At 64.2% G+C, this 23,104-nt stretch carries 24 protein-coding genes; 4 read left to right on the forward strand and 20 right to left on the reverse strand.

Features of this window, described 5'->3' with window-relative positions; translation table 11 throughout:
- From ACF8K2_RS12515 to ACF8K2_RS12525, 3 genes are all read right to left on the reverse strand, one after another.
- Nucleotides 1-1,179, reverse strand: coding sequence for a VWA domain-containing protein (locus tag ACF8K2_RS12515; RefSeq protein ID WP_186557471.1), 1,179 nt, complete (start codon nt 1,177-1,179; stop codon nt 1-3).
- A gap of 12 nt (nt 1,180-1,191) precedes the next feature.
- Nucleotides 1,192-2,037, reverse strand: coding sequence for a MoxR family ATPase (locus ACF8K2_RS12520; protein ID WP_186557470.1), 846 nt, complete (start codon nt 2,035-2,037; stop codon nt 1,192-1,194).
- Between the two features lie 216 nt (nt 2,038-2,253).
- Complete coding sequence (locus ACF8K2_RS12525; protein WP_392465101.1) at nt 2,254-3,327, reverse strand: DUF748 domain-containing protein; 1,074 nt, start codon at nt 3,325-3,327, stop codon at nt 2,254-2,256.
- Nucleotides 3,328-3,452: 125 nt separating this feature from the next.
- Between ACF8K2_RS12525 and cysK the strand changes: the two genes are divergently transcribed.
- The 4 genes from cysK to ACF8K2_RS12545 all read left to right on the forward strand — a co-directional run bounded on the left by cysK (nt 3,453) and on the right by ACF8K2_RS12545 (nt 6,903).
- Nucleotides 3,453-4,427, forward strand: a complete 975-nt coding sequence (cysK, locus tag ACF8K2_RS12530) for a cysteine synthase A (RefSeq protein ID WP_186557468.1) — start codon at nt 3,453-3,455, stop codon at nt 4,425-4,427.
- Nucleotides 4,428-4,694: 267 nt separating this feature from the next.
- Nucleotides 4,695-5,630, forward strand: coding sequence for an aspartyl/asparaginyl beta-hydroxylase domain-containing protein (locus ACF8K2_RS12535; protein ID WP_186557467.1), 936 nt, complete (start codon nt 4,695-4,697; stop codon nt 5,628-5,630).
- Nucleotides 5,631-5,728: 98 nt separating this feature from the next.
- Entirely contained in the window at nt 5,729-5,896 is a 168-nt protein-coding gene (locus ACF8K2_RS12540) for a hypothetical protein (RefSeq protein ID WP_186557466.1), read from the forward strand.
- Between the two features lie 113 nt (nt 5,897-6,009).
- The gene (locus ACF8K2_RS12545) at nt 6,010-6,903 is read left to right on the forward strand and encodes a DMT family transporter (RefSeq protein ID WP_392465104.1); all 894 of its coding nucleotides are present in this window, start codon (nt 6,010-6,012) and stop codon (nt 6,901-6,903) included.
- 36 nt (nt 6,904-6,939) lie between these two features.
- On the opposite strand, the gene ACF8K2_RS12550 is transcribed toward ACF8K2_RS12545, so the two are convergent.
- The 17 genes from ACF8K2_RS12550 to ACF8K2_RS12630 all read right to left on the reverse strand — a co-directional run bounded on the left by ACF8K2_RS12550 (nt 6,940) and on the right by ACF8K2_RS12630 (nt 23,061).
- Entirely contained in the window at nt 6,940-7,410 is a 471-nt protein-coding gene (locus ACF8K2_RS12550; RefSeq protein ID WP_186557476.1) for a DUF4265 domain-containing protein, read from the reverse strand.
- Between the two features lie 148 nt (nt 7,411-7,558).
- Nucleotides 7,559-8,788 (reverse strand): hypothetical protein, encoded by a 1,230-nt coding sequence (locus ACF8K2_RS12555; RefSeq protein ID WP_186557464.1) that lies wholly within the window; start codon nt 8,786-8,788, stop codon nt 7,559-7,561.
- Nucleotides 8,789-9,236: 448 nt separating this feature from the next.
- A complete protein-coding gene (locus ACF8K2_RS12560; RefSeq protein ID WP_392465105.1) occupies nt 9,237-10,196 on the reverse strand; it encodes a PDR/VanB family oxidoreductase in 960 nt (319 codons plus the stop codon).
- A 22-nt stretch (nt 10,197-10,218) separates the two neighbouring features.
- Nucleotides 10,219-11,253: a Rieske 2Fe-2S domain-containing protein gene (locus ACF8K2_RS12565; protein WP_392465106.1), complete on the reverse strand. Its 1,035-nt coding sequence runs from the start codon at nt 11,251-11,253 to the stop codon at nt 10,219-10,221.
- A gap of 20 nt (nt 11,254-11,273) precedes the next feature.
- Nucleotides 11,274-11,501 carry a recombinase-like helix-turn-helix domain-containing protein gene (locus tag ACF8K2_RS12570; RefSeq protein WP_186557461.1) on the reverse strand — a complete coding sequence of 76 codons (228 nt, stop codon included), beginning with the start codon at nt 11,499-11,501 and terminating at the stop codon, nt 11,274-11,276.
- A 10-nt stretch (nt 11,502-11,511) separates the two neighbouring features.
- On the reverse strand, nt 11,512-12,480 hold the full coding sequence (locus ACF8K2_RS12575) for a VOC family protein (RefSeq protein ID WP_186557460.1): 969 nt from the start codon (nt 12,478-12,480) through the stop codon (nt 11,512-11,514).
- Nucleotides 12,477-13,967, reverse strand: coding sequence for an aldehyde dehydrogenase (locus ACF8K2_RS12580; RefSeq protein WP_392465108.1), 1,491 nt, complete (start codon nt 13,965-13,967; stop codon nt 12,477-12,479). Before ACF8K2_RS12580 ends, ACF8K2_RS12575 begins: the two co-directional genes overlap by 4 nt.
- 10 nt (nt 13,968-13,977) lie before the next feature.
- Complete coding sequence (locus tag ACF8K2_RS12585) at nt 13,978-14,781, reverse strand: aspartate dehydrogenase (RefSeq protein WP_392465110.1); 804 nt, start codon at nt 14,779-14,781, stop codon at nt 13,978-13,980.
- A 10-nt stretch (nt 14,782-14,791) separates the two neighbouring features.
- A complete protein-coding gene (locus ACF8K2_RS12590) occupies nt 14,792-16,474 on the reverse strand; it encodes a thiamine pyrophosphate-binding protein (RefSeq protein ID WP_392465112.1) in 1,683 nt (560 codons plus the stop codon).
- Nucleotides 16,467-17,264, reverse strand: coding sequence for an SDR family oxidoreductase (locus ACF8K2_RS12595; protein WP_392465113.1), 798 nt, complete (start codon nt 17,262-17,264; stop codon nt 16,467-16,469). The genes ACF8K2_RS12590 and ACF8K2_RS12595 overlap by 8 nt, the downstream gene beginning before the upstream one ends.
- A gap of 1 nt (nt 17,265) precedes the next feature.
- Nucleotides 17,266-18,093, reverse strand: coding sequence for an IclR family transcriptional regulator (locus tag ACF8K2_RS12600; protein ID WP_392465114.1), 828 nt, complete (start codon nt 18,091-18,093; stop codon nt 17,266-17,268).
- The gene (locus tag ACF8K2_RS12605; RefSeq protein WP_392465116.1) at nt 18,090-19,061 is read right to left on the reverse strand and encodes an alpha/beta fold hydrolase; all 972 of its coding nucleotides are present in this window, start codon (nt 19,059-19,061) and stop codon (nt 18,090-18,092) included. Before ACF8K2_RS12605 ends, ACF8K2_RS12600 begins: the two co-directional genes overlap by 4 nt.
- A 4-nt stretch (nt 19,062-19,065) precedes the next feature.
- Nucleotides 19,066-19,605, reverse strand: coding sequence for a cupin domain-containing protein (locus tag ACF8K2_RS12610; protein WP_186557453.1), 540 nt, complete (start codon nt 19,603-19,605; stop codon nt 19,066-19,068).
- Nucleotides 19,606-19,620: 15 nt separating this feature from the next.
- Entirely contained in the window at nt 19,621-20,388 is a 768-nt protein-coding gene (locus ACF8K2_RS12615; RefSeq protein ID WP_186557452.1) for an SDR family oxidoreductase, read from the reverse strand.
- Nucleotides 20,385-21,161, reverse strand: a complete 777-nt coding sequence (locus ACF8K2_RS12620) for an ABC transporter permease (protein WP_186557451.1) — start codon at nt 21,159-21,161, stop codon at nt 20,385-20,387. Before ACF8K2_RS12620 ends, ACF8K2_RS12615 begins: the two co-directional genes overlap by 4 nt.
- A gap of 30 nt (nt 21,162-21,191) precedes the next feature.
- Nucleotides 21,192-22,193: an ABC transporter substrate-binding protein gene (locus tag ACF8K2_RS12625; RefSeq protein WP_392465119.1), complete on the reverse strand. Its 1,002-nt coding sequence runs from the start codon at nt 22,191-22,193 to the stop codon at nt 21,192-21,194.
- Between the two features lie 31 nt (nt 22,194-22,224).
- A complete protein-coding gene (locus tag ACF8K2_RS12630; RefSeq protein WP_225915656.1) occupies nt 22,225-23,061 on the reverse strand; it encodes an ABC transporter ATP-binding protein in 837 nt (278 codons plus the stop codon).
- Between the last annotated feature and the right edge of the window lie 43 nt (nt 23,062-23,104).

The following is a 23,104-nucleotide window of genomic DNA, read 5'->3' on the forward strand; positions in this document are numbered from 1 at the left end:
CTACTTGGACAGATATTTCATCGCATCCTCCAACCCCTGCAAGGTCAGCGGATACATCTTGTCTTCGACCAGGTCGCGGATCAGGTGGGTCGAAGCGGTGTAGTCCCAGGTCTGCTTGGGGTACGGGTTGATCCAGACGATCTTCTTGAATTTCTCCTTGAAGCGCTGCATCCACACATAGCCGGCTTCCTCGTTCCAGTGTTCGACACTGCCGCCAGGCTGGGTGATCTCGTAAGGCGCCATGGCCGCATCGCCAACGAACACCACCTTGTAGTCATCGCCGTACTTGTGCAGCAGGTCGAAGGTGGCAAAACGCTCTGACGTGCGGCGCAGGTTGTTTTTCCACACCGACTCGTACACGCAGTTGTGGAAGTAGTAGTACTCCAGGTGTTTGAACTCGGTCTTGCAGGCCGAGAACAGCTCTTCGCAAACCCGCACATGGGCGTCCATCGAGCCGCCGATGTCGAACAGCAGCAGCAACTTCACCGTGTTGCGCCGCTCTGGGCGCATCTGGATGTTCAGCAGCCCGGCATCGCGGGCGGTGTGGTCGATGGTGCCATCGATGTCCAGCTCTTCAGCCGCACCTTGGCGGGCGAACTTGCGCAGCCGGCGCAGGGCCAGCTTGATGTTGCGCGTGCCCAGTTCGACCTGATCGTCGAGGTTCTTGTACTCGCGCTGGTCCCAGACCTTGACCGCCTTGCCCTGGCGTTTGCCGGCCTCGCCGACCCGGATGCCTTCAGGGTTGAAGCCACCTGAGCCAAACGGGCTGGTGCCGCCGGTGCCGATCCACTTGTTGCCGCCGGCGTGGCGTTCTTTCTGCTCTTCGAGGCGTTTCTTGAACTCCTCGATCAGCTTGTCCAGACCACCGAGCGTTTGGATCTGCGCGCGCTCCTCATCGCTGAGCGAACGCTCGAACTCCTTGCGCAGCCAGTCTTCGGGGATCAGCGCCTCCAGGTGTCGGTCGAGGTTCTCCAGGCCCTTGAAGTAGGCGCCGAAGGCCCGGTCGAACTTGTCGAAGTGCCGCTCGTCCTTGACCAGAATCGCTCGGGCGAGGTAGTAGAACTCGTCCATGTCGGCGAACACCACTCGCTGCTGCAGGGCCGCGAGCAGGTCGAGCAGTTCGCGCACCGAGACCGGCACCTTGGCCGCGCGCATTTCGTTGAACAGGTTGAGCAGCATGACCGGCTCCTGTCAGCGATTGCCGCGTCGGCTCATGAACGCCAGGCGCTCGAGCAGTTGCACGTCCTGCTCGTTCTTGACCAGGGCGCCGGCCAGCGGCGGGATGGCCTTGGTCGGATCGCGCTCGCGCAACACCGCTTCGCCGATATTGTCGGCCATCAGCAGCTTGAGCCAGTCGACCAGCTCGGAGGTGGAGGGCTTCTTCTTCAGGCCCGGCACCTTGCGCACATCGAAGAACACATCCAGCGCCTCGCTGACCAGCGACTGCTTGATGTTCGGGTAGTGCACATCGACGATCTTCTGCAGGGTATCGCGGTCGGGGAAGGCGATGTAGTGGAAGAAGCAGCGGCGCAGGAACGCGTCGGGCAGCTCTTTTTCGTTGTTCGAGGTAATGATGATGATCGGCCGCTGCTTGGCCTTGATGGTCTCGTCGATTTCGTAGACGTAGAACTCCATCTTGTCGAGCTCTTGCAGCAGGTCGTTGGGGAACTCGATGTCGGCCTTGTCGATCTCGTCGATCAGCAGGATCACCCGCTCTTCAGACTCGAACGCCTCCCACAGCTTGCCCTTCTTCAGGTAGTTGCGCACATCGTGGACCTTGTCCACGCCCAGCTGCGAGTCGCGCAGACGGCTCACTGCGTCGTACTCGTAGAGGCCCTGGTGGGCCTTGGTGGTCGACTTGATGTGCCAGGTGATCAGCTTGGCGCCGAAGGATGCCGCCAGTTGCTCGGCGAGCATGGTCTTGCCGGTGCCCGGCTCGCCTTTGACCAGCAGTGGGCGTTCCAGGGTAACCGCCGCGTTGACCGCCAGTTTCAGGTCGTCTGTGGCGACGTAGTCGCGGGTGCCTTCGAACTTCATCAACCTATCCTCTGTGCGGGGTGTCAGTGGCGGCCTCATCGCGGGGCAAGCCCGCTCCCACGCATTCTGTGTGTAGCGCGGCGTGGGAGCGGGCGTGCCCTGCGATAGGGGCGGCCCAGACAACATTGTCTATGTGTGCCAGCGACTATACCCCGGCCCTAGGCACGTGCAAACGCAGACCGGGTATTCAGTCCCTGAATGGCCCGTCACGCAGGCTCAGTCGGAATCAGGCGCAGGTTGCTCATATCGTGCATTGAACGCCTGCACGAAACCGTTACGCAGAATCTGCAAAAAGGCCTCAAACCCGCTGATGTCCTGCTGATGGACACTGCCGCTGAGTTCCACGCGGGTGGCGAACTGGTTTTTCGGCTGGTTTTTCAGCACGGTTTCCGAGGCGCCGACCAGCGCCTCCCAGATCGAACGGAAGAAACCCTTGTCCTTGTTCTCGACATCCTGCTGCCAATTGAACACATCCACATCGCGCAGCAGCGGCTTGATATAGCCATTGAGCCGACCCTTCTCGGCCTGGGCCTCGATCACCACATCGCCGTGGCCGGCGTTGAAGTCGAACTTGCCATAGGCGCTGGCGAAATCGTTGAGTCGGCGCAGCTGGATGCCCGTAGCACGCAGGCGGAACTCAAAGTCGTCGAAGTCGCTGAACGGATCGAAGGTCGCCCGGCTTTCCACCTTGGCGTCACCAAGCAATAGCGCAGAACCTTCGAAGCTGGCATCACGCCGACCTTTGTCGTCGCGCACATTGGTCAGGTTGCGGATACTCGCTTGCAATCGAGTGGCCTTGAGCTCGACGGGCGGCTTGGAGTTGTAATTGCGAAAGGTCAACGTGCCATTGTCGATGCGCACTTCATTGAGGGTGATCGGCAGCAGCTTTTCCAGCTGCTGACGCCAGTCGGTGCCACGACCGGTCTGCGAATTCTGCTTGTTGCCGCCGTCGACGAAGTTCAGCTCTGGGCGGACGAACACCACTTCGGCCACCACGGCCCGGTCGTACCACAACGCGTGCCAACTCACCGACAGGTCGATCAACGGCGCATCGACAAACGGCACTGGCACTTTGCCGGTGGTCTTGACGATCTTCAGCCCATTGATCTGGTAGGCCCCTCGCCACCAGGCCAAGTCGACATCGGTGATCTGGCCACGGTACTCGCCCATGTCGGCGAGCTTGTCGTTGAGGTAGTCGCGCACCAGGTAGGGCAGCGCCAGATGCAGCGCCACCAGCAGCACGACCAGGCTGGCCAGGCCGACCAGCGGCCAGCGATAACGCGCTTTCATCGAAGGCTCTCCAATCCGGGATGTCCGGTTGACCGCAGGCCCGTCGAGGGAGTTCGAACGGGCTTTACGCTCCCGCCGGGCAGGCTTACCCTTGAAGCTTTCCCCGCTCGGTTAAGGACCCTGCCATGAGCCGTATCTACGCAGACAACGCCCATTCCATCGGCAACACGCCGCTGGTGCAGATCAACCGTATCGCCCCGCGCGGGGTGACCATCCTGGCCAAGATCGAAGGGCGCAACCCAGGCTACTCGGTCAAGTGCCGGATCGGCGCCAACATGGTCTGGGACGCCGAAACCAGCGGCAAGCTCAAGCCGGGCATGACCATCGTCGAGCCGACCTCGGGCAACACCGGTATCGGCCTGGCCTTCGTCGCCGCCGCCCGCGGCTACAAGCTGCTGCTGACCATGCCCGCCTCGATGAGCCTGGAACGGCGCAAGGTGCTCAAGGCTTTGGGCGCCGAGCTGGTGCTGACCGAGCCTGCCAAAGGCATGAAGGGCGCGATCGAGAAGGCCAACGAAATCGTCGCCTCCGACCCTGCCAAGTACTACCAGCCGGGCCAGTTCGACAACCCGGCCAACCCGGCGATCCACGAAAAGACCACCGGCCCGGAGATCTGGAACGACACCGATGGCGCGGTCGACGTGTTGGTCGCAGGCGTCGGCACCGGCGGCACCATCACCGGCGTGTCGCGCTATATCAAGAACACCCAAGGCAAGCCGATCCTGTCGGTTGCCGTCGAGCCTATCGCCTCGCCGCTGATCAGCCAGACCCTGGCCGGCGAAGAGCTCAAGCCCAGCCCGCACAAGATCCAGGGCATCGGCGCAGGCTTCGTGCCGAAGAACCTTGACCTGTCGCTGGTCGACCAGGTTGAGACGGTCAGCGACGAAGAGTCCAAGGCCATGGCGCTGCGCCTGATGCAGGAAGAGGGCATCCTCTGCGGGATTTCCTGCGGCGCGGCGATGGCCGCGGCGGTGCGCCTGGCCGAGAAGCCGGAGATGCAGGGCAAGACCATCGTGGTGATCCTGCCTGATTCGGGTGAGCGCTACTTGTCGAGCATGCTCTTCGCCGATCTGTTCACCGAGCAGGAAAACCAGCAGTAAGCCTTCAGTCAGTGCCAGCCTCTTCGCGGGCAAGCCCGCTCCTACACGTACCGCGCAGTTCGGTAGGAGCTGGCTTGCCTGCGATGGGCTGCATAGCAGTCGCCAATGAGCGATTGCCTGACCCGGCGCAATAGCCAGCCACGGCCTTTATTACAAAATCTTCAACATTGCTATCCGACCCAAGTTGTTTTTACCCGCGTCGGATGGGTTTATGATGTCCGGCTATCTGGAAGCGATGGCCTGATTTCCTATTCCAAGGAGTGTTGCATGACCTTTTCCTTTGTCGCCAAGGCGGGTGTTCTGCTGGTGTTCTTCGGCAGCGTGCTGTTCGTGCACCTGCGCGGCAAGGCCCGGCTGCCGGTGCTACGCCAATTCGTCAACCATTCGGCGTTGTTCGCTCCCTACAACAGCCTGATGTACCTGTTCTCCGGCGTGCCGTCCAAACCCTACCTGGACCGTCAGCGCTTCCCTGAGCTCGATGTGCTCAAGGACAACTGGCAAGTGATCCGCGAAGAGGCCATGCGCCTGTTCGACGAGGGTTACATTCGCGCCGCCGAAAAAGACAACGACGCAGGCTTTGGCTCGTTCTTCAAGAAAGGCTGGAAGCGGTTTTACCTGAAGTGGTACGACAAACCGCTGCCTTCGGCGCAAGCCCTGTGCCCCAAGACCGTCGAGTTGGTCAGCAGCATTCCCAACGTCAAGGGCGCGATGTTCGCCCTGCTGCCCGGCGGCAGCCACCTCAATCCACACCGCGACCCGTTCGCCGGTTCGCTGCGCTACCACCTGGGCTTGTCCACGCCTAACTCGGACAACTGCCGCATCTACGTCGACGGCCAGCCGTATGCCTGGCGCGACGGTGAAGACGTGATGTTCGACGAGACCTTCGTGCACTGGGTGAAGAACGAAACCGAGGTGACTCGGGTGATCCTGTTCTGCGACGTCGAGCGCCCGCTCAACAGCCCGCTGATGACCCGCATCAACCGTAAGGTCAGCGCCTTCCTCGGCCGCGCCACCGCGCCGCAGAACACCGATGACGAGCGGGTTGGCGGCATCAACCAGGCGTACGCCTGGAGCAAGCGCTTCAGCAACAAGATCAGCACCCGGGTCAAGCAGTTCAAACGCGCCAATCCCAAGGCTTATCGAGTACTGCGGCCGGTGTTGGCAGTGGTGGTCGCTTACCTGCTGTATCGCTGGTTGTTCTGAGCCCAGCATCGCCGGGCCAAGCCCTGTGGGAGCGGGCTTGCCCCGCGATGAGCGCAACGCTATAGTCAAACCCATTCACCTCACCCAAGAGCCTGTGCATGTCCGCCATCCCTGTCAGCAACGCCTTTGCCATCGCGCCTGTCGCGGGCATGGTCGTGCGTGGTAGCCAGCAGCCGGTCATGCTCAGTCACTACCCACCACCACCTGTCAGTGGCGTTGCCGGGGGCGTAGTAACCGCGCCTCCTTGCGTGGTCGTGCTGGGCTGATCGGCGTCTTGCCGAACCCTCCCGCACCCGCAAGCTACTGAACACGGTCGGCACCTTCGCTCGCTGAAGCACACGCCCGCCGTTTGGCTTATTTGCCTGCATACAGGTGGCATATGTTCGTCTTCAATAAAGCATCCGTGGCCTCGGCGGCCACTACCAGCCTGTTCGTCCTGCTGTGGAGCAGCGGGGCGATCGTCTCCAAACTCGGCCTGGCGCATGCCAGCCCGTTCGCGTTTCTCTTGTTGCGCTCAGCCTTGGCGCTGTGTGGCTTGTTGCTGATCGGGCCGCTGCTGGGCCTGCGCTGGCCGCGTTCACTGCGGGCCATCCTGCAGGCCCTGGGCACCGGTTGCGTGTTGCTCGGCGCCTACCAGATCTTCTACCTACTGGCGTTGAATACCCATGTCACCCCAGGGGTGATGGCCACGGTGATGGGCGTGCAACCGATCCTCACCGTGGTGCTGATGGAGCGTCAGCGCTCCTGGAGCCGCTTGTTCGGCCTGGGCTTGGGCTTGGCCGGGTTGATCATGGTGGTCTACCAGGGCATCAACCTGGGCGGGGTGTCCCTGGTCGGGATGCTGTTCGCCTTGCTGGCGCTGGCGAGCATGACCTTTGGCTCGATCCTGCAAAAGCGCATCACTGACAACCCCATGGGCACCTTGCCGTTGCAGTACCTGGCCGGGGTTGTTTTGTGCGCGTTGTTCGCGCCGTTGCAAACCCTGGAGGTGGATTTCAACACAGGCTTCATCGGTGCGTTGTTGTGGATGAGCCTGGTGGTCTCGCTGCTGGCGACGCTGTTGCTCTACCGGCTGATCGCCCGGGGCAACCTGGTCAATGTCACAAGCCTGTTCTACCTGGTGCCGGCTGTGACTGCGGTGATGGACTTGCTGATCTTCGGTAACCGCCTGGCGCCGCTGAGCTTGCTGGGGATGGGGCTGATCGTGATTGGCTTGCTGTTCGTGTTCAGGAAGCCTGCGACGCGCCTGGCACAGGCCAGTCGAGAAGCGTAAGGGTTGGCCAGGCCATCGGCAGACGATGGCCTGGTATCACAGAAACTCTGCGGGGATGGTGTGGCGCAACACGCCTTCCTCGAACTCCAGGGTACCGGCTTCGCGCTGGGTCAACAGGTAGTAGAGCAGGGTATCGAGCGACAGGCTTGGGGGCACGTGCACGGCGAGCATCTTCACGGCTTGCTCGACTTCGCTGGGGCAGCCGAAATCGCTTAAGGCCGCGCGGACCTGTTCAAACGCGCCTGGCGCCTTGACCACTATCCGAAAGACCGATGCACCGCCATTGCCGTGCAGGGCGGCAAACCAGGTTTGCTCACCCTCGTCGGTGACGCTGATGGTGTCGCCGGGTGCAATGCCGTAGGTATAAAACGGGATGCTGTCGATCAGGTAGCCGGCGTCGACCTGTTTGGCCCACAGGCCCTCGACCGAGGCGGGTGGGTAGCCTTGGGCGTCCTGCTCCAGGCGAAACAGGATTTTCTTGAAATGGGGCTGGGGTTGGACGGTCATGGTTGGGGCTGCAGAGGCGGACTGCTGGACATCGTACGGCGGATTGGCCAGGGTGTCTGTAGCGACGTCATCGCGGGGCAAGCCCGCTCCCACGCAGAACCACCAGGTAGAGTTCTGCATGGGAGCGGGCTTGCCCCGCGATAGCGACTTAGAAGTAGTAGCCGATGTTGATGTTGGTCCGGTAGTACCAGTCATTGCTGCCGACGGAACTGGTACTGGTCCAGCCGGTGCCATTTTCCGCCCCGCCAAATGGGTTGGCGTTGCGCGCCCAGGTCAGGTCGATCCAGGCCATGATCGGCATCGCCAGGAACTGCGCCCCGACCGTGAACATCTGCGAATCATCCCAGCCGCTTTTGTCTTTCATCATCCGGCTGTAGTCGGTGTACAGCTTGATCTTCTTCAGCTGGCCAAGCCTTGGCGTGTACACGTCATAACCCAGGTTGACCGCGGCAATGGTTGCTTTCGAGGCGATCAGGTAGGCCGGCGTCAGGCCGTTGCCGCCCATCAGCACCGCATCGTCGCTGACCCCTGCGGGGTTGCTCGGGTCATACTCATAGCGAATCGCCTGGCCGGTCACGGTCCAGGGGCCATGATTGAACAGGGCGTGCACACCGCCTGCCCAATAGTCGCCATCATCGTCTGTGGTGGCGTTGTACAGCTGGGCGGCGGCCAGCGAGGCGCCGATCTCGGTCTTCCAGCCCTCGCCGGTGAAGGTTCGGGCAACGCGGGCGTTGAGCTGGTTGCGCTTTTCGTTGTCCTGGCGCGACTGGGTGAAGGGCACGGCGTTGTCGTTGAGGTCGGCATAGCGGCCGACCTCCGGCGAGTAGCGCAGGCTGGAGGGCAGCATGCGGGGGAAATAGCCCAGTTGCAGGTCCCAGTCCTGATCCTTGTAGCTGTACTTCAGGCCCGTACCAGCGCTGACTCCGTAACCCATGAAGAACGGGATGTGGTAGCTCCAGCCAAACTGTGGGTAGGGCTCAAGGCCGAACGGCTTGAACGGTGCACCGAGCTGCAGGTTGGACTGGGGGTTGAAGCGATAGCCAATGTAGCCACGGTCGATGGAACGCTTGCCGTCGTCCTGGAACCAGTAGCCGACATCGCTGAACAGCTGGCGGTGGCTGGCCTGGACATCCAGGCGGAAAGTGTCGAACAGGAAGCGGCCGTTGTTCTCGGTGGTGTCCCAGTGCTCGTCGCGGTAGTTGATACGCAGGGCGCCGCCGATATCCAGGCTGCTTTGGCCATCATCGCTGCGCCAGGCGATGTGCGGGAACGGCTTTTTCACCGCTGGTGGTTGATCGGGGGCGGCGGGGCCGGGTTCGGAGGCGAAGCTGGCACAACTGCTGACGATCAGACCGAGGCTTATCACATATCTGTTCATACCATGCCCTGCAAGGTTGGGGCGTTTCTGCGGGCAAAACGGGGGCGTCATCCACAGTGGGATGTGTGCGAGGCAACCTGTTTTTACCGGCGGATAACGGGTGGAGTTGGTTTTATTGTTTTAGGGGCGATACGGTGTTTCAAGTGTGAATGCCTAAGGGCTAGAGCAGGTTCTGTGCCAGTGTTGCTAATTAATTAAATTATCAATTAAAACAATTATTTATATTTGAAACGCGGCAATTTGTATCGCCCTCGAAACAGCACCTGAAAGCAGTTACGTAAATGCCCAGAGATTGCGCATAAGTGCACGATGCGTGGCCTCATCGCGGGGCAAGCCCGCTCCCACGAAACCCGGTGCTGGCTTGCCCCGCGATGAGGCCCGTTCATCGGGCCAAAAAAAACCGGCCACCAAGGGCCGGTCAACTGCGCGTGCGAGCAATGGGGTCAGTTCACAGATCAAGCACCAGGCGGCGACTCTTGCACCCGGAAACACACACCATCATCGAGCCATTGGCCGCTCGCTCGGCCTTGGTCAGCACGCCATCGCGATGATCGATTTCACCTTCCAGCACGCGTGTCTCGCAAGACCCGCACACCCCTTCACGGCAGCTGTACTCGATATCGCAACCGGCCTCGAGCAACACATCGAGCAGGTTCAACCCTGGCTCGATATGCAGCGTCTTGCCCGACTTGCTCAGCTCGACGCTGTAGCTGTCCTGGGCATCCTCCGCTGGCGGTAACTCGGCGGCAGTGAACCGCTCGATGTGCGCATGCGCATAGCCCAAGTTCTCACAGGCGCTCTCGAACGCATCGAGCATCGGCGTCGGCCCGCAGCAATAGAAGTGGGTGTCTGCCGGGCGCCCGGCCAGATACCCGGGCAGATCCGGCAAGGCATCTTTTTCATCGTTGAAGTGATAGATCACCTTGGCCCCGAGCTCGGCGATCTGTTCCAGCAACGCTGCCTCGCGACGCGAGCGGGCGCAGTAGATCAGCTCGGCCGAACGACCCAGCGCCAGCAACTGGCGGAACATGCAGTAGATCGGCGTGATGCCGATGCCGCCGGCCACCAGCACGCTGTGGCTGGCGCGGCTGTCGAGGGCGAAGTTGTTGCGCGGCTGGGAGATCTTCAGCTCTGTGCCCACGCGCAGGTGCTCGTGGACAAAGCGCGAGCCGCCACGGCTGTTGCGATCACGCAGGATGCCGACCACATAACGGCCCTGGTCGCTCGGCGGGTTGAGCAGCGAGTAGCTGCGTACCAAACCGTTGGGCAGGTGCAGGTCGATGTGCGAGCCGGCCTCGAACGGCGCGAACACGGTATCGCCCCAGGGACGCAGCTCGACGCTAATGATCCCTTCGGCTTCATGGCGCAGGGTGTGCACCAGCGCGCTGATGGTGGAGGAGTTGGACATCGGTCACCTCAGGTTCAATAGCTCAAGGCAGTTGCTTTGCGTCGATCAGGGCCAGTTGTTCTTTGGCCTTGCCTTTGAGGTAGCGGCGCAGGCGCACTACGCCCAGGTCATGCTGGTAGAGGTTCTCGCGCTGGTTGGCCTCGAACTCCATGAACTCCAGCAGCACCCGGTCCTGCTCCAGCACCGCCCAGTGGCGCGCTTCCAGGCGGTTCTTGTAGAGGAAGCGCCAGGTGTCGCGCTGCCAGCCGCTCAGCGGCCGCGCGCGCCAGTGGAATACCGCCGACAGGGCGCGGCTGCTTGGGGTGTAGCTGCCGATGATGGTGAAGTTGCCGCCTGGGCCGCCGGTCTTCGGGTAGGGGATTTCCAGGCGCAGCCAATGGCAGCCGTTGTCGAGGAACTCAGTCCAGTCGAAGTTGACGCCGCGCTGGCCTTCTTTTTCGAAGAAGAAGCCCTGCTCGGTGTCGCGGGTGACGAACTTGGCGGTGGCTTCGCCCTCGCTCATCGAGTGCGACATCTTGTGCAGGTAGGTGCCGTGCATCGGGTCCATGACGTTGTCGAGCACGTAGCGGTAGTCGCCTTTCCACTCGGTGTAGCAAAGGAAGCTGCTCCACTCGGGCGAAGTCAGCTGCTCGGGCAGCACCAGCTCGGGTGGCATCTCCAGGTGCGGGTCGGTGGCGTTGAACAAAAAGATTGCGCCTGCCGCTTCACGGGTATGGAACATCCGCGTCGGTCGGCTGCCTTCGAGCTTGCAGCCAGGGCTGCCGGGCACCTTGGTCACGGTGCCGTCGCAGCGCACTTCGACGCCGTGGTACGGGCACTGCAGGCGATCGCCCAGCACCGGCCCTTGCGACAGCGGCGCGCCGCGGTGCGGGCAGTGGTCTTCCAGGGCATGGACGCTGCCGTCGTTATCGCGCCACAGGGCGATCTTGTAGCCCAGGCGGCGAATCGACACCGGTTTATCGCTCAGCAGATCCGACGGCAGGACCGGGAACCAAAGGTCTTTCAGGCCATTGGCCAGGTGTTGTTCAACAGGGTCGACGGTTACGTGCATATTCATTTTGTTTTACCTCCGGTGGGTCATGCGCCCAGCCGCGCCATCAGGGTTTGGTAGGCCTCTGCAGTCCACTCGCCGCTGGTCAGCGGGCAGGGCGGGCCGGCCAGGTTGAGGTGGGCGAGCAAGTCGCCCAGCTCGCTCACGCCATTGCCGAAGGCGCGTTCGATGGAGTCGCCGAGCAGGTCTTCGAACGGCGTGTTGGGGCGTTTGCGCGCCTGGTGCGGTTGCAGGTAAACCTCGGGTGTGCTCATGGGATCGACCTCAGTTGTTCTTGGGCTTGTCGGTGAGGAATTTGCCTTGTGGCGCCTCGACGTGTTGCTGGCGCCGGGTGTTGCCATCGATGCCGCCGGCAATCGCCCACTCGGCGAACACGGTCGGGCCGGGTTCGAATTCGCGTGGTTGCCATTCGCCGGTCAGTTGGTCTTCATCGGCGTAGTACTCGACCAGGGCGCCGGCTGGGTTCTTGAAGTACCAGAAGAACGCCGACGACACCGGGTGGCGGCCCGGGCCGATTTCAGTGGCCCAGCCGCAGCGCGAGATGTGCATGCCGCCGCCGAACACTTCATGCAGGTCGCGCACGGTGAAGGCGACGTGATTGAGCCCGGCGCGGGGCGCTGGCAACTGCAGCATGAACAGGTCGTGGTGACCGCCTTCCTCGGCGGTGCGCAGGAAGGCGCCGCGGTTGGGGTAGCGGTCCGAGGCCTGGAAGCCGAAGCGCTCGTGGTAGAAGGCCTCGCAGGCGTTGACGTCCTTGACGAAGAACACCACATGGCCCACTTCGATGGGAGTGGCACGTTCGTAGACTGGCGCCGGCTTGTTGATCCGGCCTTTGCTCTGCCAGGTGTTGTGGCCGCTGCATTCGATGTCCAGCGCGCGCTTGCGGGTGACCTGCAGGCGGATCGCCAGGCCGTTGGGGTCGGTGCAGCCAATGCGCCCGTCACCTTCGACAAAGCCTGGGTCGTTGGCAATACGCTGGCTGTACAGCTGCAGATCGGCCTGGCTGGCCACGCCCCAGACCACTTCGCGCACGGTCGAACCGGGCTCGATGGCCGGCGGCAGGCCGGGTTTGTCGATGGCCGCCAGCACCACCCGGCAGCCATTGAGGGTTTCGAAGATCACCTGGTCGGGTTGCTCGCTGACCTTGCTCAGGCCCCAGTCGGCGAAGAACCGCACGCAGCTGTCGAGGTCTTCCACACCATAGGTGACTTCGTCGATGCCCAGTACGCTCATTGCCCTGCCTCCACGCCGGCCCAGGCCAGCGGCTGTTGGTTCATGCCCCAGTAGAGGCTTTTCTGTTCCATGTATTGCAGGATGCCCAGACGGCCTTTTTCACGGCCCAGGCCGCTGTCGCGCCAGCCGCCGAACGGGGTCGAGATGGAGAACTGCTTGTAGGTGTTGATCCACACCGTGCCGGCCTGCAACTTGCGCCCCAGGGCCCAGGCGCGCTTGTAGTCGCGGCTCCAGATGCCAGCGGCGAGGGCATACAGGCTGTCGTTGGCCTGCTCGATCAATTGCTCTTCGCTGTCGAAGGGCAGGGCCACCAGCACCGGGCCGAAGATTTCTTCCTGGCACACCTGCTGGTGATTGCCCAGGCCTTCGAGAATGGTCGGCGGGTAGAAGTAGCCCTGGTCGAACACGCCGCCGCTGGGGCGCTCGCCGCCCAGGCGCAGGCGGCCACCTTCGGCCAGGCCCAGGGCCACGTAGCGCTCGACCGACTCGCGGTGAGCGGCGCTGATCAGCGGGCCCATCTGCGTGCGCTCATCGGCCGGATCACCCAGGCGCAGTTGTGCGGCGGCAGCGCTCAGGCGAGTCATGAAAGGCTCGTACAGGGCGCGGGCGACGAACAGCCGGGAGCCGGCGATGCACGCCTCGCCCGAGGAGCTGAAAATGCCATAAAGCACCCCGGCCACGGCGTGGTCGAGGTCGGCGTCGTCGAGGACGATGGTCGGCGACTTGCCGCCCAGCTCCAGCGACACCGGCATCATCTTGTCGGCGGCGATATGGGCGATGTGCTTGCCGGTGCGGGTGCCGCCGGTGAACGACACACGTTTGACCAGCGGGTGGCGGGTGAGGGCATCGCCGAGCAGCGAACCTTTGCCCGGCAGCACGCTGATCAGACCCTTGGGCAGGCCGGCGTCCTCGCAGATCTGGGCCAGTTGCAGGGCCAGCAGGGGGGTGATCTCCGCCGGTTTGATCACCACCGCATTGCCCCCGGCCAAGGCCGGGGCGACCTTCTGCGCTTCGCTGGCAATGGGCGAGTTCCACGGCGTGATCGCCGCGACCACGCCCATCGGCTCGTAGACGCTCATGCTGACGAAGTCGCCGCGAGAGGGGGTGATGGTTTCTTCCAGGGTTTCGCACGCTGCGGCGAAGAACTGGAAGGTGCCGGCGGCACTGGCGACCAGGGCGCGGGTTTCGTTGATCGGCTTGCCGTTGTCCTGGCGTTGCAGCTGGGCCAGTTCTTCGGCGCGTTGGCGAATCAGCTCGGCGATGCGGTACAGCACGGCGGCGCGTTCGTGCGGTTTGCGCTGGGCCCAGCCGCTGTGCACGTAGGCCTGGTGCGCACCCTGCACAGCGGCCTCGACATCGTCCAGGCTGGCGGCATTGAGCCAGGCCACAGGCTCGCCGGTGGCCGGATAGCAGCTGGCGTAGCGCTCACCAGCGCCCAGGCGCCAGGTGCCGGCGATGCAGATGGGTAAGGTCTGTTCCAGTGTCATTGACAGTCCCCTAGATGGAAATGGCATGGGCGTGGTTGCCAAGGGCGCGAACCACGCTGTAGACGGTCAGCGCCGAAGTCTTCGGGTTGGCCGGCAGCGGCTTGCCGCGCAGGCTCATCTCGAAGCCGCCGAAGGCGCCACGGGCTTGAAACTGATGGACGTTGTCCTCGCTCAGCGGGTCGGCGATCAGCGTCACCCGGGTGCGGTCCAGGCCCAGGCCGGCCAGCGACAGGGTCGCGGCGACGTTGGCGTTCTTCGGATACAGCCGCGCCGCTTCACGGGCGCTGCCTTCGAAGATCACGGTCGGCTCGCTGAGGCTGTCCAGCTCGCACAGCTGCTCGGCCGGGGTGTTCTTCCAGGCCCGTGCTGGCTTGCGCCCGATATAGTCGACCGAGTCCAGGCCACCGACCTTGGCGGCCGACAGCGCATCGATGCCGCCGATTGCTCCCGGGAGCAGCTCGATGCGGGTGTTACCGCGCGCCGCTGCCGCTTCCAGGCGTTCGACCAGGCCGACCTCGGACAGCGCACCGACCGAGACGATCAGGCAGGCGATGCCGCGCTCCAGGGCCGGCAGCACGTGTTCTTCGATGGCCTTGTGGCCGGCGCACTCGACCAGCAGGTCGGGGCGCGCATCGGCCGGCAGCGCGGTGAGCACCTGGGGTGGCTGGCGGAAACTGGCCAGGCGCTGGCGCACCAGCTCTGCTGAACCTGCCGAGGCGATCACCGCGTCGACGCACAGCTGCGGGTCTTGCTCCAGCAGTTCGAGTACGCCGACGCCAATCGCGCCACAGCCGATCATGGTGATATGCAACATGACAGACTCCTCAGGCGGTGGCCTTCTGCGCCTTGGTTTCGCTGTTGGGCGGGCCTGCGAACTGGGTGGCGAAGCCGCCGACGCTGAGCATGTCGACTTCCAGCAGGAACGGGCCTTGTTCGCCAAGGGCGCCATCGAGCACGCTGCCGAAATCCTTCAGGTCGCTGACCAGGCCATGGCGCAGGCCGAGCGATTCGGCCAGCTTGCTGTAGTCCGGGGTGTGCAGTTCGACGTAGGCGTGGCGGGCGCCATAGATGGCGTCCTGGATGTTGCGGATGACGCCGTAGCGCTGGTCGTTCATCAGCAGGATGACCACGTTGGCCTTTTCCTGGACCAGGGTCGCCAGCTCGCCGAGGTTGAGGATGAAGCCGCCATCGCCAGCCAGGACGAATACCTTGCGCCCCGGCGCGGTTTCCGCTGCCGCTACCGCCGCGCCAATGCCCATCGCCAGGCCTTGGCCGATACCGCCGCCCAGGGCGTGTACGCCAGACAGCGGGTGATACAGGTTGAGCAGGCGGTTGCCCCAGATGCTGTTGGACAGGGTCACATCGCGCACCCAGGTGAAGTTGCGCCCGGTCTGCGCCTGCAACTGCTCGACCATCGCCGAGTACGGGCCAAGGTCGGCGACCAGCTGCTTGCGCGCTTGCTCGCGCACCACCTTGAGTTCAGCGAGGAAGTTGGGGTCGATGTTCAGCCGCCCTTGCAGGCGGTCGGCCAGGCCATCCAGGGCCAGCGCCGCATCGCCGCAGATGAACAGGTCGCTGGGGTAGCTGCGGCCTTCGATGGCCGGGTTGACGTCGATGCGCAGGGTGGTGCGCGGCAGTTTCAGGGCGTACTTGAAGGTTTCGTTGCTGCGCAGGCGCGAACCGGCCACCACCAGCGCATCGCAGGTCTGCATGAAGCCTTCGACCAGCTTGTTCTGGGAGAACGCGCCCAGGCAGCGCTCATCGTCTTCGTTGACCACGCCACGGCCTTGAGTCGAGGTGATCACGCCGACGCCCATGTCCAGCAGGCGCTTGACCTGCGCGCCGGCATGGCGCGCGCCGCCGCCCAGCCAAAGCAGCGGGCGGGTGGCGCTGGCTAGGCGTTCGGTGACCAGGTCGAGCGCTTCTGCGGCAGGTGCGGCGACCGGGATCGGCAGCGGCGAGAGGTCGCTGGGCATGGGGATGTAGGTCGACTGGATGTCGATCGGGATCTCCACGCTGACCGGGCCGGTCGGCGCGGTCAGGGCCGTCTGCACGGCCAGCTTCAGGGTACTCAGGGCGGTCTCGACACTGCGCACGCGAAATGCCGCCTTGGACACCGCCTTGAGCATGGTCAGTTGATCACGCGCTTCGTGGATGTAGGCCAGCTCCTGGTCCAGGTACGGCGTTTCGATCTGCCCGGTGATGTGCAGCAGCGGGGTGCCGGCGGTCAGCGCTTCGACCATCGCCCCGGCGGCGTTGCCGGCGGCGGTGCCGGTGGAGGTCAGGCACACGCCCAGGCCGCCGCTGCTGCGCGCATAGGCATCGGCCATGTTGGTCGCCCCGGCTTCGCCGCGGGCCATGACGAAGCGGATGTTGCCGCGTACGGCGAAGGCATCAAGGATCGGCATGTTGTGGATCGAGATCACGCCGAAGGCCGCCTTGACCTCGCATTGCTCAAGGAACGCAGTGATGACGGCACCGACGGTGACAGTGTTTTCGTTACGCATGGCGGGACAGGCCTCCGGATACATCGATATGACTGCCAGTGGTGTAGGCCGACAGCGGTGAGGCGAGGAACAGGATCGCCTGCGCCGCTTCTTTCGGCAGGCCCAGGCGGCCCAGGGGAATGTGTTTGCGTTGGGCGAGCTGCTGGGTCCATTGCGACCAGTCCAGTTCGCGCTCCTCGCGGGCTTCGAAGCGGCGGCGCCATTGGCCGGATTCGACCAGGCCGATAAGAATGCCGTTGACCCGGATGTCGTGTTCGGCGAACTCGTACGCCATCGAGCGCACCAGGTTCTTCAGCCCGGCACGCGCCGCGGAAGTGGCGACCATGTGCGGCTCGGGCTGGCTGGCCAGCAGCGAGTTGACGCAGACGACCGAGGCATTCGGCTGGCCCTGCAACTGAGCCATGAAAGCGCGCACCGGGTTGATCACCGAGAAGAATTTAAGCTGCAGTTCCTCGTTCCAGGCCTCGTCGCTGGTGTCGGCAAAGGTCGACACGCGGCCTTGCCCGGCGTTGTTGACCAGCACCTGGGCCGGGCCAAGGGCAGCCAGGCTGGCGGCGGCGAAAGCCCGCACGGATTGGGCGTCGAGTACGTCGCACACCTGGGCCAGCAGTTGCGCCTGGGGGAAGCGCTGGCGCAGGCGCGCTTCGGCGCTGTGCAGGCGGTCTTGATTGCGGCCGCAGAAGGCCACCCGCGCGCCGGCTTCGAGCAGCAGTTCGACGCAGGCGTAGCCGATGCCGGACGAGCCGCCGGTGACGATCGCCGTGCGCTCATAAAGTTGGTAGGGATTCATCTCAGTCCCTCATCAGCGCGGTGACGCGGCCGTGGCCTGCGTTGGGGGTGTAGTTGAGCAGCCGCGACAGCTCATCGGCGCTGCCGCGTACCTGGCCGAGCAGGTTGGCGAAATTGACGTGACCGATCTGCACGGTGGGGATGGTCAGGCCGAGCGCGGCGACCACCTGGCCGCTGGCGTCGCGCACGGGCGCGGCGACCGTGGAGATGGTCGATTCGAAGAAGCCTTCGCCGTTGACATAACCGCGCACACGGTCGGCCTGAACCAGGTCGAACAGCTCCAGCACGGTCTTTGGTGTGCACGGCGAGAACTGTTCCAGATGATCTTCCGGGTACAGCTCGCGCAGCTCGTTCAGGCTCAGGTCGGCCAGCAGGATGCGCCCCAGTACCGTGGCATGGGCCGGCAGGCGAGTACCGACGGTGACCGCGCTGGAGAACACCGACGGCGGCGAGACCTTGGCCACGTAGACGATCGAGCGGCCATCGCGCACCACCAGGTTGCTTGGGTAGTTCAGGTGATCGCACAGCCGCGCCAGCAGCGGCTGGCCCAATTCGGTCAGCTCCAGCGAGGCCAGGTATTCGAAGCCCAGGCGCAGCACCGACATGCCCAGGCGGTACTCGTTGCCGCTGCGGGTGACGAAGCCCATGGTTTCCAGGGTGGTCAGCAGACGGAAGATGGTCGAGCGCGGCAGCGACAGCCGCCGGGCCAGTTCGGGGGCGGTCAGGGTGCGGTTCTGCCGGCTGAATTCGCACAGCAGGAGCAGGCCGCGTTCCAGGCCAGGGACGATGTACTTGTCCTGGTTTTCCTTTAACGAATCCGTATCGTTCATAGCACGCTACCTGTGAGAGAGGCGTCCAGTGCCCGGGCCAGTAGCCCGATCACGGTGTGTGGTTGTTCGATGGCGCAGGCGTGGCCGGCACCGACAATCAGGCTGAAAGGGGCGCCCAGGCTTTGCGCCAGGGCCTGGCAGTCGTCAGGGCGGGTGATGCCGTCGACGCTGCCGCAGTGCACTTCGCAGGGTGGCGTATCTGCTGTCCGTTCCGGCGCTGTCGCGGGGCAAGCCCGCTCCCACGCAACGCTACGGCGGGCTGCGTGGGAGCAGGTTTGTCCCGCGATAGCGTCAGCACTGCCAGGCGCATAGCGCAGCAGGTGATCGCCACACAGCAGCTCGATGGCCTGGCGGTAGCCGTGGGGCAACAGACGCGCCATGTTCCACTGCACCCAAGCCAGGGCCATTGCGCTGGCGCTGGGCGACAGCAAGTGCGCGCTGCGTTCGCGGGCCAGCTGCGCAATGCCCAGCAGCTCCAGGCTATGCAAGCGCTTGTCGCGCACCACTCGGCCCTGTTCGGCCAGCTCCGGCGCGCCGTAGCCGCGTGCGGGGCTGAGCAATACCAGGCGGCTGATCCGTTGCGGATGAGCCTGGGCAAATGCAGCGGCGGTCAGGGCGCCGAGCGAGTGGCCGACCAGCAGGCAGCGCTCGATACCCAGGGCATCCAGCATCTGCAACAGCCGCCCGGCGTAGTCCTGGGCACTGGGCTTGGCCATCGGCAACGGCGCCGACTGGCCGTAGCCGGGTGCATCCCAGGCAATCACCCGCGCCCGCTCGCTCAAGCCCAAGGCCACCTGCAGCCAACTGGCGGCGCCCGAGCCGATGCCATGCAGCAGCACCACGGCCTCGCCACTGCCGGCTTCGCGCAGCGCTTGCTGACCGTCGTGCAGACGCAGCAGGCGTTGGCAAAAGCGCTGCTCAAGTTGGCCGAGCAGCGGCGCCAGGAGGTTGTCGGTGACCGTTGTCATCGGCTTACCCGCGCTTGATCGAGGCCAGCGGGTGGGCTGGCGGATAGGTGGGGGTGACCGGCTTCTTGGCGCCGAGCATCACGCACATCAGCGCGTCTTCGTCACCGATGTTGATCTCTTCGCGGTACACCCCTGGCGGCACCGAAATCAGGTCGCGGTCGGTGAGGATGGTCTCGAAGCGCTCGCCGTCTTTCTCGATGATCACCTTGAGCTTGCCGCGCAGGACGAAGAACACCTCTTCCACGTCGGTATGCAGGTGCGGTGGGCCTTCGTGGCCCGCCGGGATGACCATGGTGGAGAAGGTGAAGTGCTCGGACGGGATGGTGTTCATGTCGCTGTTCACACCGGTGCCGCCAGTGCCCACATAGCGCATCTGTGCGCGGCGGAACTTGGGGTCGTAGTCGGCCTGGAACTTCAGCGCGTCCCAGTCGTAGCGGCGGGTCTGGTAGCGGGCGATGCGGGTCTGCATCCAGCTGGCCAGGTCGGCGCCGGCGGGGCGCTCCCAGGTTTTCGGGGTGGCGTGTTGCAGATTAAGGTCGGTCATGAACAGTCTCCTTGCTCAGGGCATGACGAACCCGCCGTTGACCGGCAGGGTTTGTCCAGTGATGAAACGCGACAGGTCGGACAGGGCGAACAGCACCGCGCCACTGACGTCATCGGGCAGTTGCGGGCGCTGGATCGCGCGTTGTTCGGTGTACAGGCGGTGACGGGCCTCGGGCACGTAGGCGGTGGCCTCGACCAGCACCAGGCCGGGGGCGATGGCGTTGACGGTGATGTTGGCGTTGCCCAGCTCGCGAGCCAGGCTGCGGGTCATGGCGATCACCGCGCCCTTGCTGGCGACATAGGCGAGCAGGTTCGGCGCGCCCCACAACGGCGTGTCGGAGGCCAGGTTGATCACCGCGCCCCGGCCACTTTCGCGCAGTGCCGGCAGGGCCGCGCGGGTCATCAGCCAGGTGCCACGCACATTGACCTGCATGACCTGGTCCCAGGTTTCGATGTCCAGCTGTTCACAGCTCTTGCCGCCGGAGTTGGTGATCGAGGCGTTGTTGACCAGGCCATCGAGGCCGCCCAGGCGCTTGACGGTGCGTTCCATGCAGGCGTCGATGGAGTCTGGGCTGGCCAGGTCCAGGGTGACCCCGCTGACATCCAGGCCCCGTTCGCTCAGTTCGCAGGCCGCTTGTTGCACACGCCCGGCGAGCACGTCGGCGATTACCACTCGGGCGCCGGCCTGGGCGATCGCTTGGGCGAAGGCATAGCCCAGGCCACGGGCGCCACCGGTGACCAATACGCGGCGGCCTTCGAGCAAGTTGTTGAAGGAGCTCATCATTGGGTACTCAACATGGCTTTGGGGAGGTAGTGCAGAACGCGTTTCTCGGCCCAGACCACCGCGCCGTAGGCCAGCACGCCGATCAGGGTGAGCATGACGATGGCGACGAACACCCCAGCGGTGTTGCCCTGGCCTTCGGCATCGACCAGCAAGAAGCCCAGGCCCTGGTTGCCGCCGACCAGCTCGCCGACGGTGACGCCGATCACCGCCAGGGTCGAGGCGATGCGCAAGCCGGAGAACAGCGCGGCCATCGCCGAAGGGAACTCGACCAGGCGGAAGATCTGCCAGCGGCTGGCGTTCATGGTGCGCACCAGGTTGATCATGTCCGGGTCGACCGTGCGAATCGCCGAGAGCACGTTGATCATCACCGGGAAGAACACGATCAGGATGGCGATGAGGATCTTCGGGTAGATGGTGTAGCCCAGCCACATCACGAACAGCGGGGCGAAGGCCACCTTGGGCGCGATCTGCAGCGCCAGGATGTATGGCGAGAGCATCGCTTCTGCCGATGGCGACAAGCCCAGCGAGACGCCGATGGCCACCCCCAGCAGGGCGCCCAGGGCGAAGCCGACGATGATCTCGAAGGCGGTGATCAGGGTGTGTTCGAGCAGGTTGCCGGACTGCCACATCAGCAGGCCTTCCTGGGCCACGCGGCTTAGTTGCGGCATGACGAACTCCGGCATGCCGAGCAGCCCCGGGCCCCATTGCCAGAGCACCAGGAACAGCACCAGCAGGGCCACGCTGCCGGCGACGGACGGATTGAGGTTTCTCATCGGGCGATTACCTTGTCGTTATCCACGCGGTCACTTGGCCGCAGTGCTGGTTTCGATGAACTGGTTGCTGTACAGCTCGTCGAGCTTGGGCTCGCGCGGCACGATGCCTTCGCTGACATAGAACTTGCGCACTGCATCCAGCCGCGCCGAGTCGATGCGGCCTAGCACCGGCTGGCCGGCATAGACGTACTCGACGTACAGGCGCAGGGTTTTCTCCAGCGAGGCTTCTTTGCCGGCGTAGGCGGGCACCGCGCGGGCGAAGCTGGCGGCGGCGGCCTTGGGGTCGTCGATGATGTCCTGCAGGCCGCGCAGGGTGGCCTGGACCACGCCGCGGACGATCTGCGGGTGGTTTTCGATGGCGTCGTCGGACGCCAGGATCGCTTGGGCCATGCTCTCGAACACTTGCTCGCGCGGGATCAACTCATACTTCAGGCCGGCGTCCTCGGCGTTGATCACCCAGTCCGGCACGCCGGCCATGGCCTGGGCCTTGTTGGCCGAGAACAGCTGCCACACGCCCGAGGGGCCAGCGGCCTGGATATCGACATCGTCCTTGTTCAGCCCCGCCTTGCGCAGCGAGGCGAGCAGGGCGTAGTAGGTGGTGTCGGAGTACGACATCACGGTCAGGGTCTTGCCCTTGAGCTGGCTGATCGAGCGGATCCTCTCGTCGGCGTTGGTGGCGATCATGGTCACCCCGCCGCCGCCGAGCACAGCCACGGCGCGCACCGGGATGCCATTGGGGCGCACGATGATCGGCGTGTCACCGATGGCGCCGCCGACCAGCGCATTGCCAGCACCGATCTGCTTGGCGACATCAACACCGCCCTTGGCGGCGATGAAGGTCAGGTCCAGGTCCTGCGCCTGGTAGTAGCCCTTTTCCTTGGCGATGATCCACGGGGCGAAGGCCGGCAGGCTCGGCGGCGCGGGTAGCAGATAGGTGACCTTGGTCGGTGCGGCCTGGGCCTGGACGGTCAGGCTCAGGGCGAGGGCGGCCAGGGCGGTGTGGGCCACGCGCTTGATAGAGGTGGTGAACATGCTAACTCCCAAGTGATGAGTGGGGCGTCGATCAGTGCAGGTCGAGGTCTTCGCCGACCTTCAGCAGATCCATCAGGCGGCCAGCCAGCGGGCCGATTTCCGGCAGCTTGCGGCGCTCCAGCGGGTTGTCGCGAAACGGCAGGTCGATCTCGATTTCTTCGATGATGGTGCCGGGGCGGGCGCTCATCACCAGCAGGCGGTCGGACAGGGCGATGGCCTCGACCAGGTCGTGGGTGATGAACAGCGCGGTCTTTTTCTCCTCGAAGAGCATCCGCGCCAGGTCCTGCTGGAGGATCATCTTGGTCTGCGCGTCGAGCGCCGAGAACGGCTCGTCGAGAAACAGCACCTGTGGGTCGATGGCCAGGGTGCGCGCCAGGGCTGCGCGCTGGCGCATGCCACCGGACAGCTGGAACGGGTAATGGTCGGCAAAGCCTTGCAGGTGGCAGCGATTGAGCAGATCTTCGGCAATCGACTTGCGCTGGGCGGCGGCCATGCCCTGGATCTCCAGGCCCAGCTCGACATTGCGACGAATGCTGCGCCAGGGCATGAGCAGGTCTTTTTGCAGCATGAAGGCGACTTTCGGCACCGGACCGTTGACCGCTTCACCGCTGACCATAACCTCCCCTTCGGTGGGGCGGTACAGACCAGAGCCCATATTGAGAATGGTGCTCTTGCCACAGCCGGACGGGCCGATGATCGACACCACTTCACCACGGCGGATCTTGAAGTTGACGTCACGGATGGCAAACGGCGCCTCGGCCTGGCCCTTGGCCTTGAAAGCCTTGCCAACGTTGCGGAATTCGATTTCCGCCGGCGCCTGATCGTCCTTGGAGCGCGGGGTATTCCACTGCGGGGCGATTGCGTACATCTCTTTCACAGCCATGGGAGAGTTCTCTGGTCTGTTTTATAGG

Source organism: Pseudomonas sp. xss_2, assembly GCF_043104195.1.
GTDB classification, from domain to species: domain Bacteria; phylum Pseudomonadota; class Gammaproteobacteria; order Pseudomonadales; family Pseudomonadaceae; genus Aquipseudomonas; species Aquipseudomonas urmiensis.

Excerpts from the sequence above, each read along its gene's own strand:
- ACF8K2_RS12515 (WP_186557471.1), bottom strand. The coding sequence starts at position 1,179 with ATGCTGCTCAACCTGTTCAACGAAATGCGCGCGGCCAAGGTGCCGGTC.
- ACF8K2_RS12520 (WP_186557470.1), bottom strand. The coding sequence starts at position 2,037 with ATGAAGTTCGAAGGCACCCGCGACTACGTCGCCACAGACGACCTGAAA.
- ACF8K2_RS12525 (WP_392465101.1), bottom strand. The coding sequence starts at position 3,327 with ATGAAAGCGCGTTATCGCTGGCCGCTGGTCGGCCTGGCCAGCCTGGTC.
- cysK (WP_186557468.1), top strand. The coding sequence starts at position 3,453 with ATGAGCCGTATCTACGCAGACAACGCCCATTCCATCGGCAACACGCCG.
- ACF8K2_RS12535 (WP_186557467.1), top strand. The coding sequence starts at position 4,695 with ATGACCTTTTCCTTTGTCGCCAAGGCGGGTGTTCTGCTGGTGTTCTTC.
- ACF8K2_RS12540 (WP_186557466.1), top strand. The coding sequence starts at position 5,729 with ATGTCCGCCATCCCTGTCAGCAACGCCTTTGCCATCGCGCCTGTCGCG.
- ACF8K2_RS12545 (WP_392465104.1), top strand. The coding sequence starts at position 6,010 with ATGTTCGTCTTCAATAAAGCATCCGTGGCCTCGGCGGCCACTACCAGC.
- ACF8K2_RS12550 (WP_186557476.1), bottom strand. The coding sequence starts at position 7,410 with ATGACCGTCCAACCCCAGCCCCATTTCAAGAAAATCCTGTTTCGCCTG.
- ACF8K2_RS12555 (WP_186557464.1), bottom strand. The coding sequence starts at position 8,788 with ATGAACAGATATGTGATAAGCCTCGGTCTGATCGTCAGCAGTTGTGCC.
- ACF8K2_RS12560 (WP_392465105.1), bottom strand. The coding sequence starts at position 10,196 with ATGTCCAACTCCTCCACCATCAGCGCGCTGGTGCACACCCTGCGCCAT.
- ACF8K2_RS12565 (WP_392465106.1), bottom strand. The coding sequence starts at position 11,253 with ATGAATATGCACGTAACCGTCGACCCTGTTGAACAACACCTGGCCAAT.
- ACF8K2_RS12570 (WP_186557461.1), bottom strand. The coding sequence starts at position 11,501 with ATGAGCACACCCGAGGTTTACCTGCAACCGCACCAGGCGCGCAAACGC.
- ACF8K2_RS12575 (WP_186557460.1), bottom strand. The coding sequence starts at position 12,480 with ATGAGCGTACTGGGCATCGACGAAGTCACCTATGGTGTGGAAGACCTC.
- ACF8K2_RS12580 (WP_392465108.1), bottom strand. The coding sequence starts at position 13,967 with ATGACACTGGAACAGACCTTACCCATCTGCATCGCCGGCACCTGGCGC.
- ACF8K2_RS12585 (WP_392465110.1), bottom strand. The coding sequence starts at position 14,781 with ATGTTGCATATCACCATGATCGGCTGTGGCGCGATTGGCGTCGGCGTA.
- ACF8K2_RS12590 (WP_392465112.1), bottom strand. The coding sequence starts at position 16,474 with ATGCGTAACGAAAACACTGTCACCGTCGGTGCCGTCATCACTGCGTTC.
- ACF8K2_RS12595 (WP_392465113.1), bottom strand. The coding sequence starts at position 17,264 with ATGAATCCCTACCAACTTTATGAGCGCACGGCGATCGTCACCGGCGGC.
- ACF8K2_RS12600 (WP_392465114.1), bottom strand. The coding sequence starts at position 18,093 with ATGAACGATACGGATTCGTTAAAGGAAAACCAGGACAAGTACATCGTC.
- ACF8K2_RS12605 (WP_392465116.1), bottom strand. The coding sequence starts at position 19,061 with ATGACAACGGTCACCGACAACCTCCTGGCGCCGCTGCTCGGCCAACTT.
- ACF8K2_RS12610 (WP_186557453.1), bottom strand. The coding sequence starts at position 19,605 with ATGACCGACCTTAATCTGCAACACGCCACCCCGAAAACCTGGGAGCGC.
- ACF8K2_RS12615 (WP_186557452.1), bottom strand. The coding sequence starts at position 20,388 with ATGATGAGCTCCTTCAACAACTTGCTCGAAGGCCGCCGCGTATTGGTC.
- ACF8K2_RS12620 (WP_186557451.1), bottom strand. The coding sequence starts at position 21,161 with ATGAGAAACCTCAATCCGTCCGTCGCCGGCAGCGTGGCCCTGCTGGTG.
- ACF8K2_RS12625 (WP_392465119.1), bottom strand. The coding sequence starts at position 22,193 with ATGTTCACCACCTCTATCAAGCGCGTGGCCCACACCGCCCTGGCCGCC.
- ACF8K2_RS12630 (WP_225915656.1), bottom strand. The coding sequence starts at position 23,061 with ATGTACGCAATCGCCCCGCAGTGGAATACCCCGCGCTCCAAGGACGAT.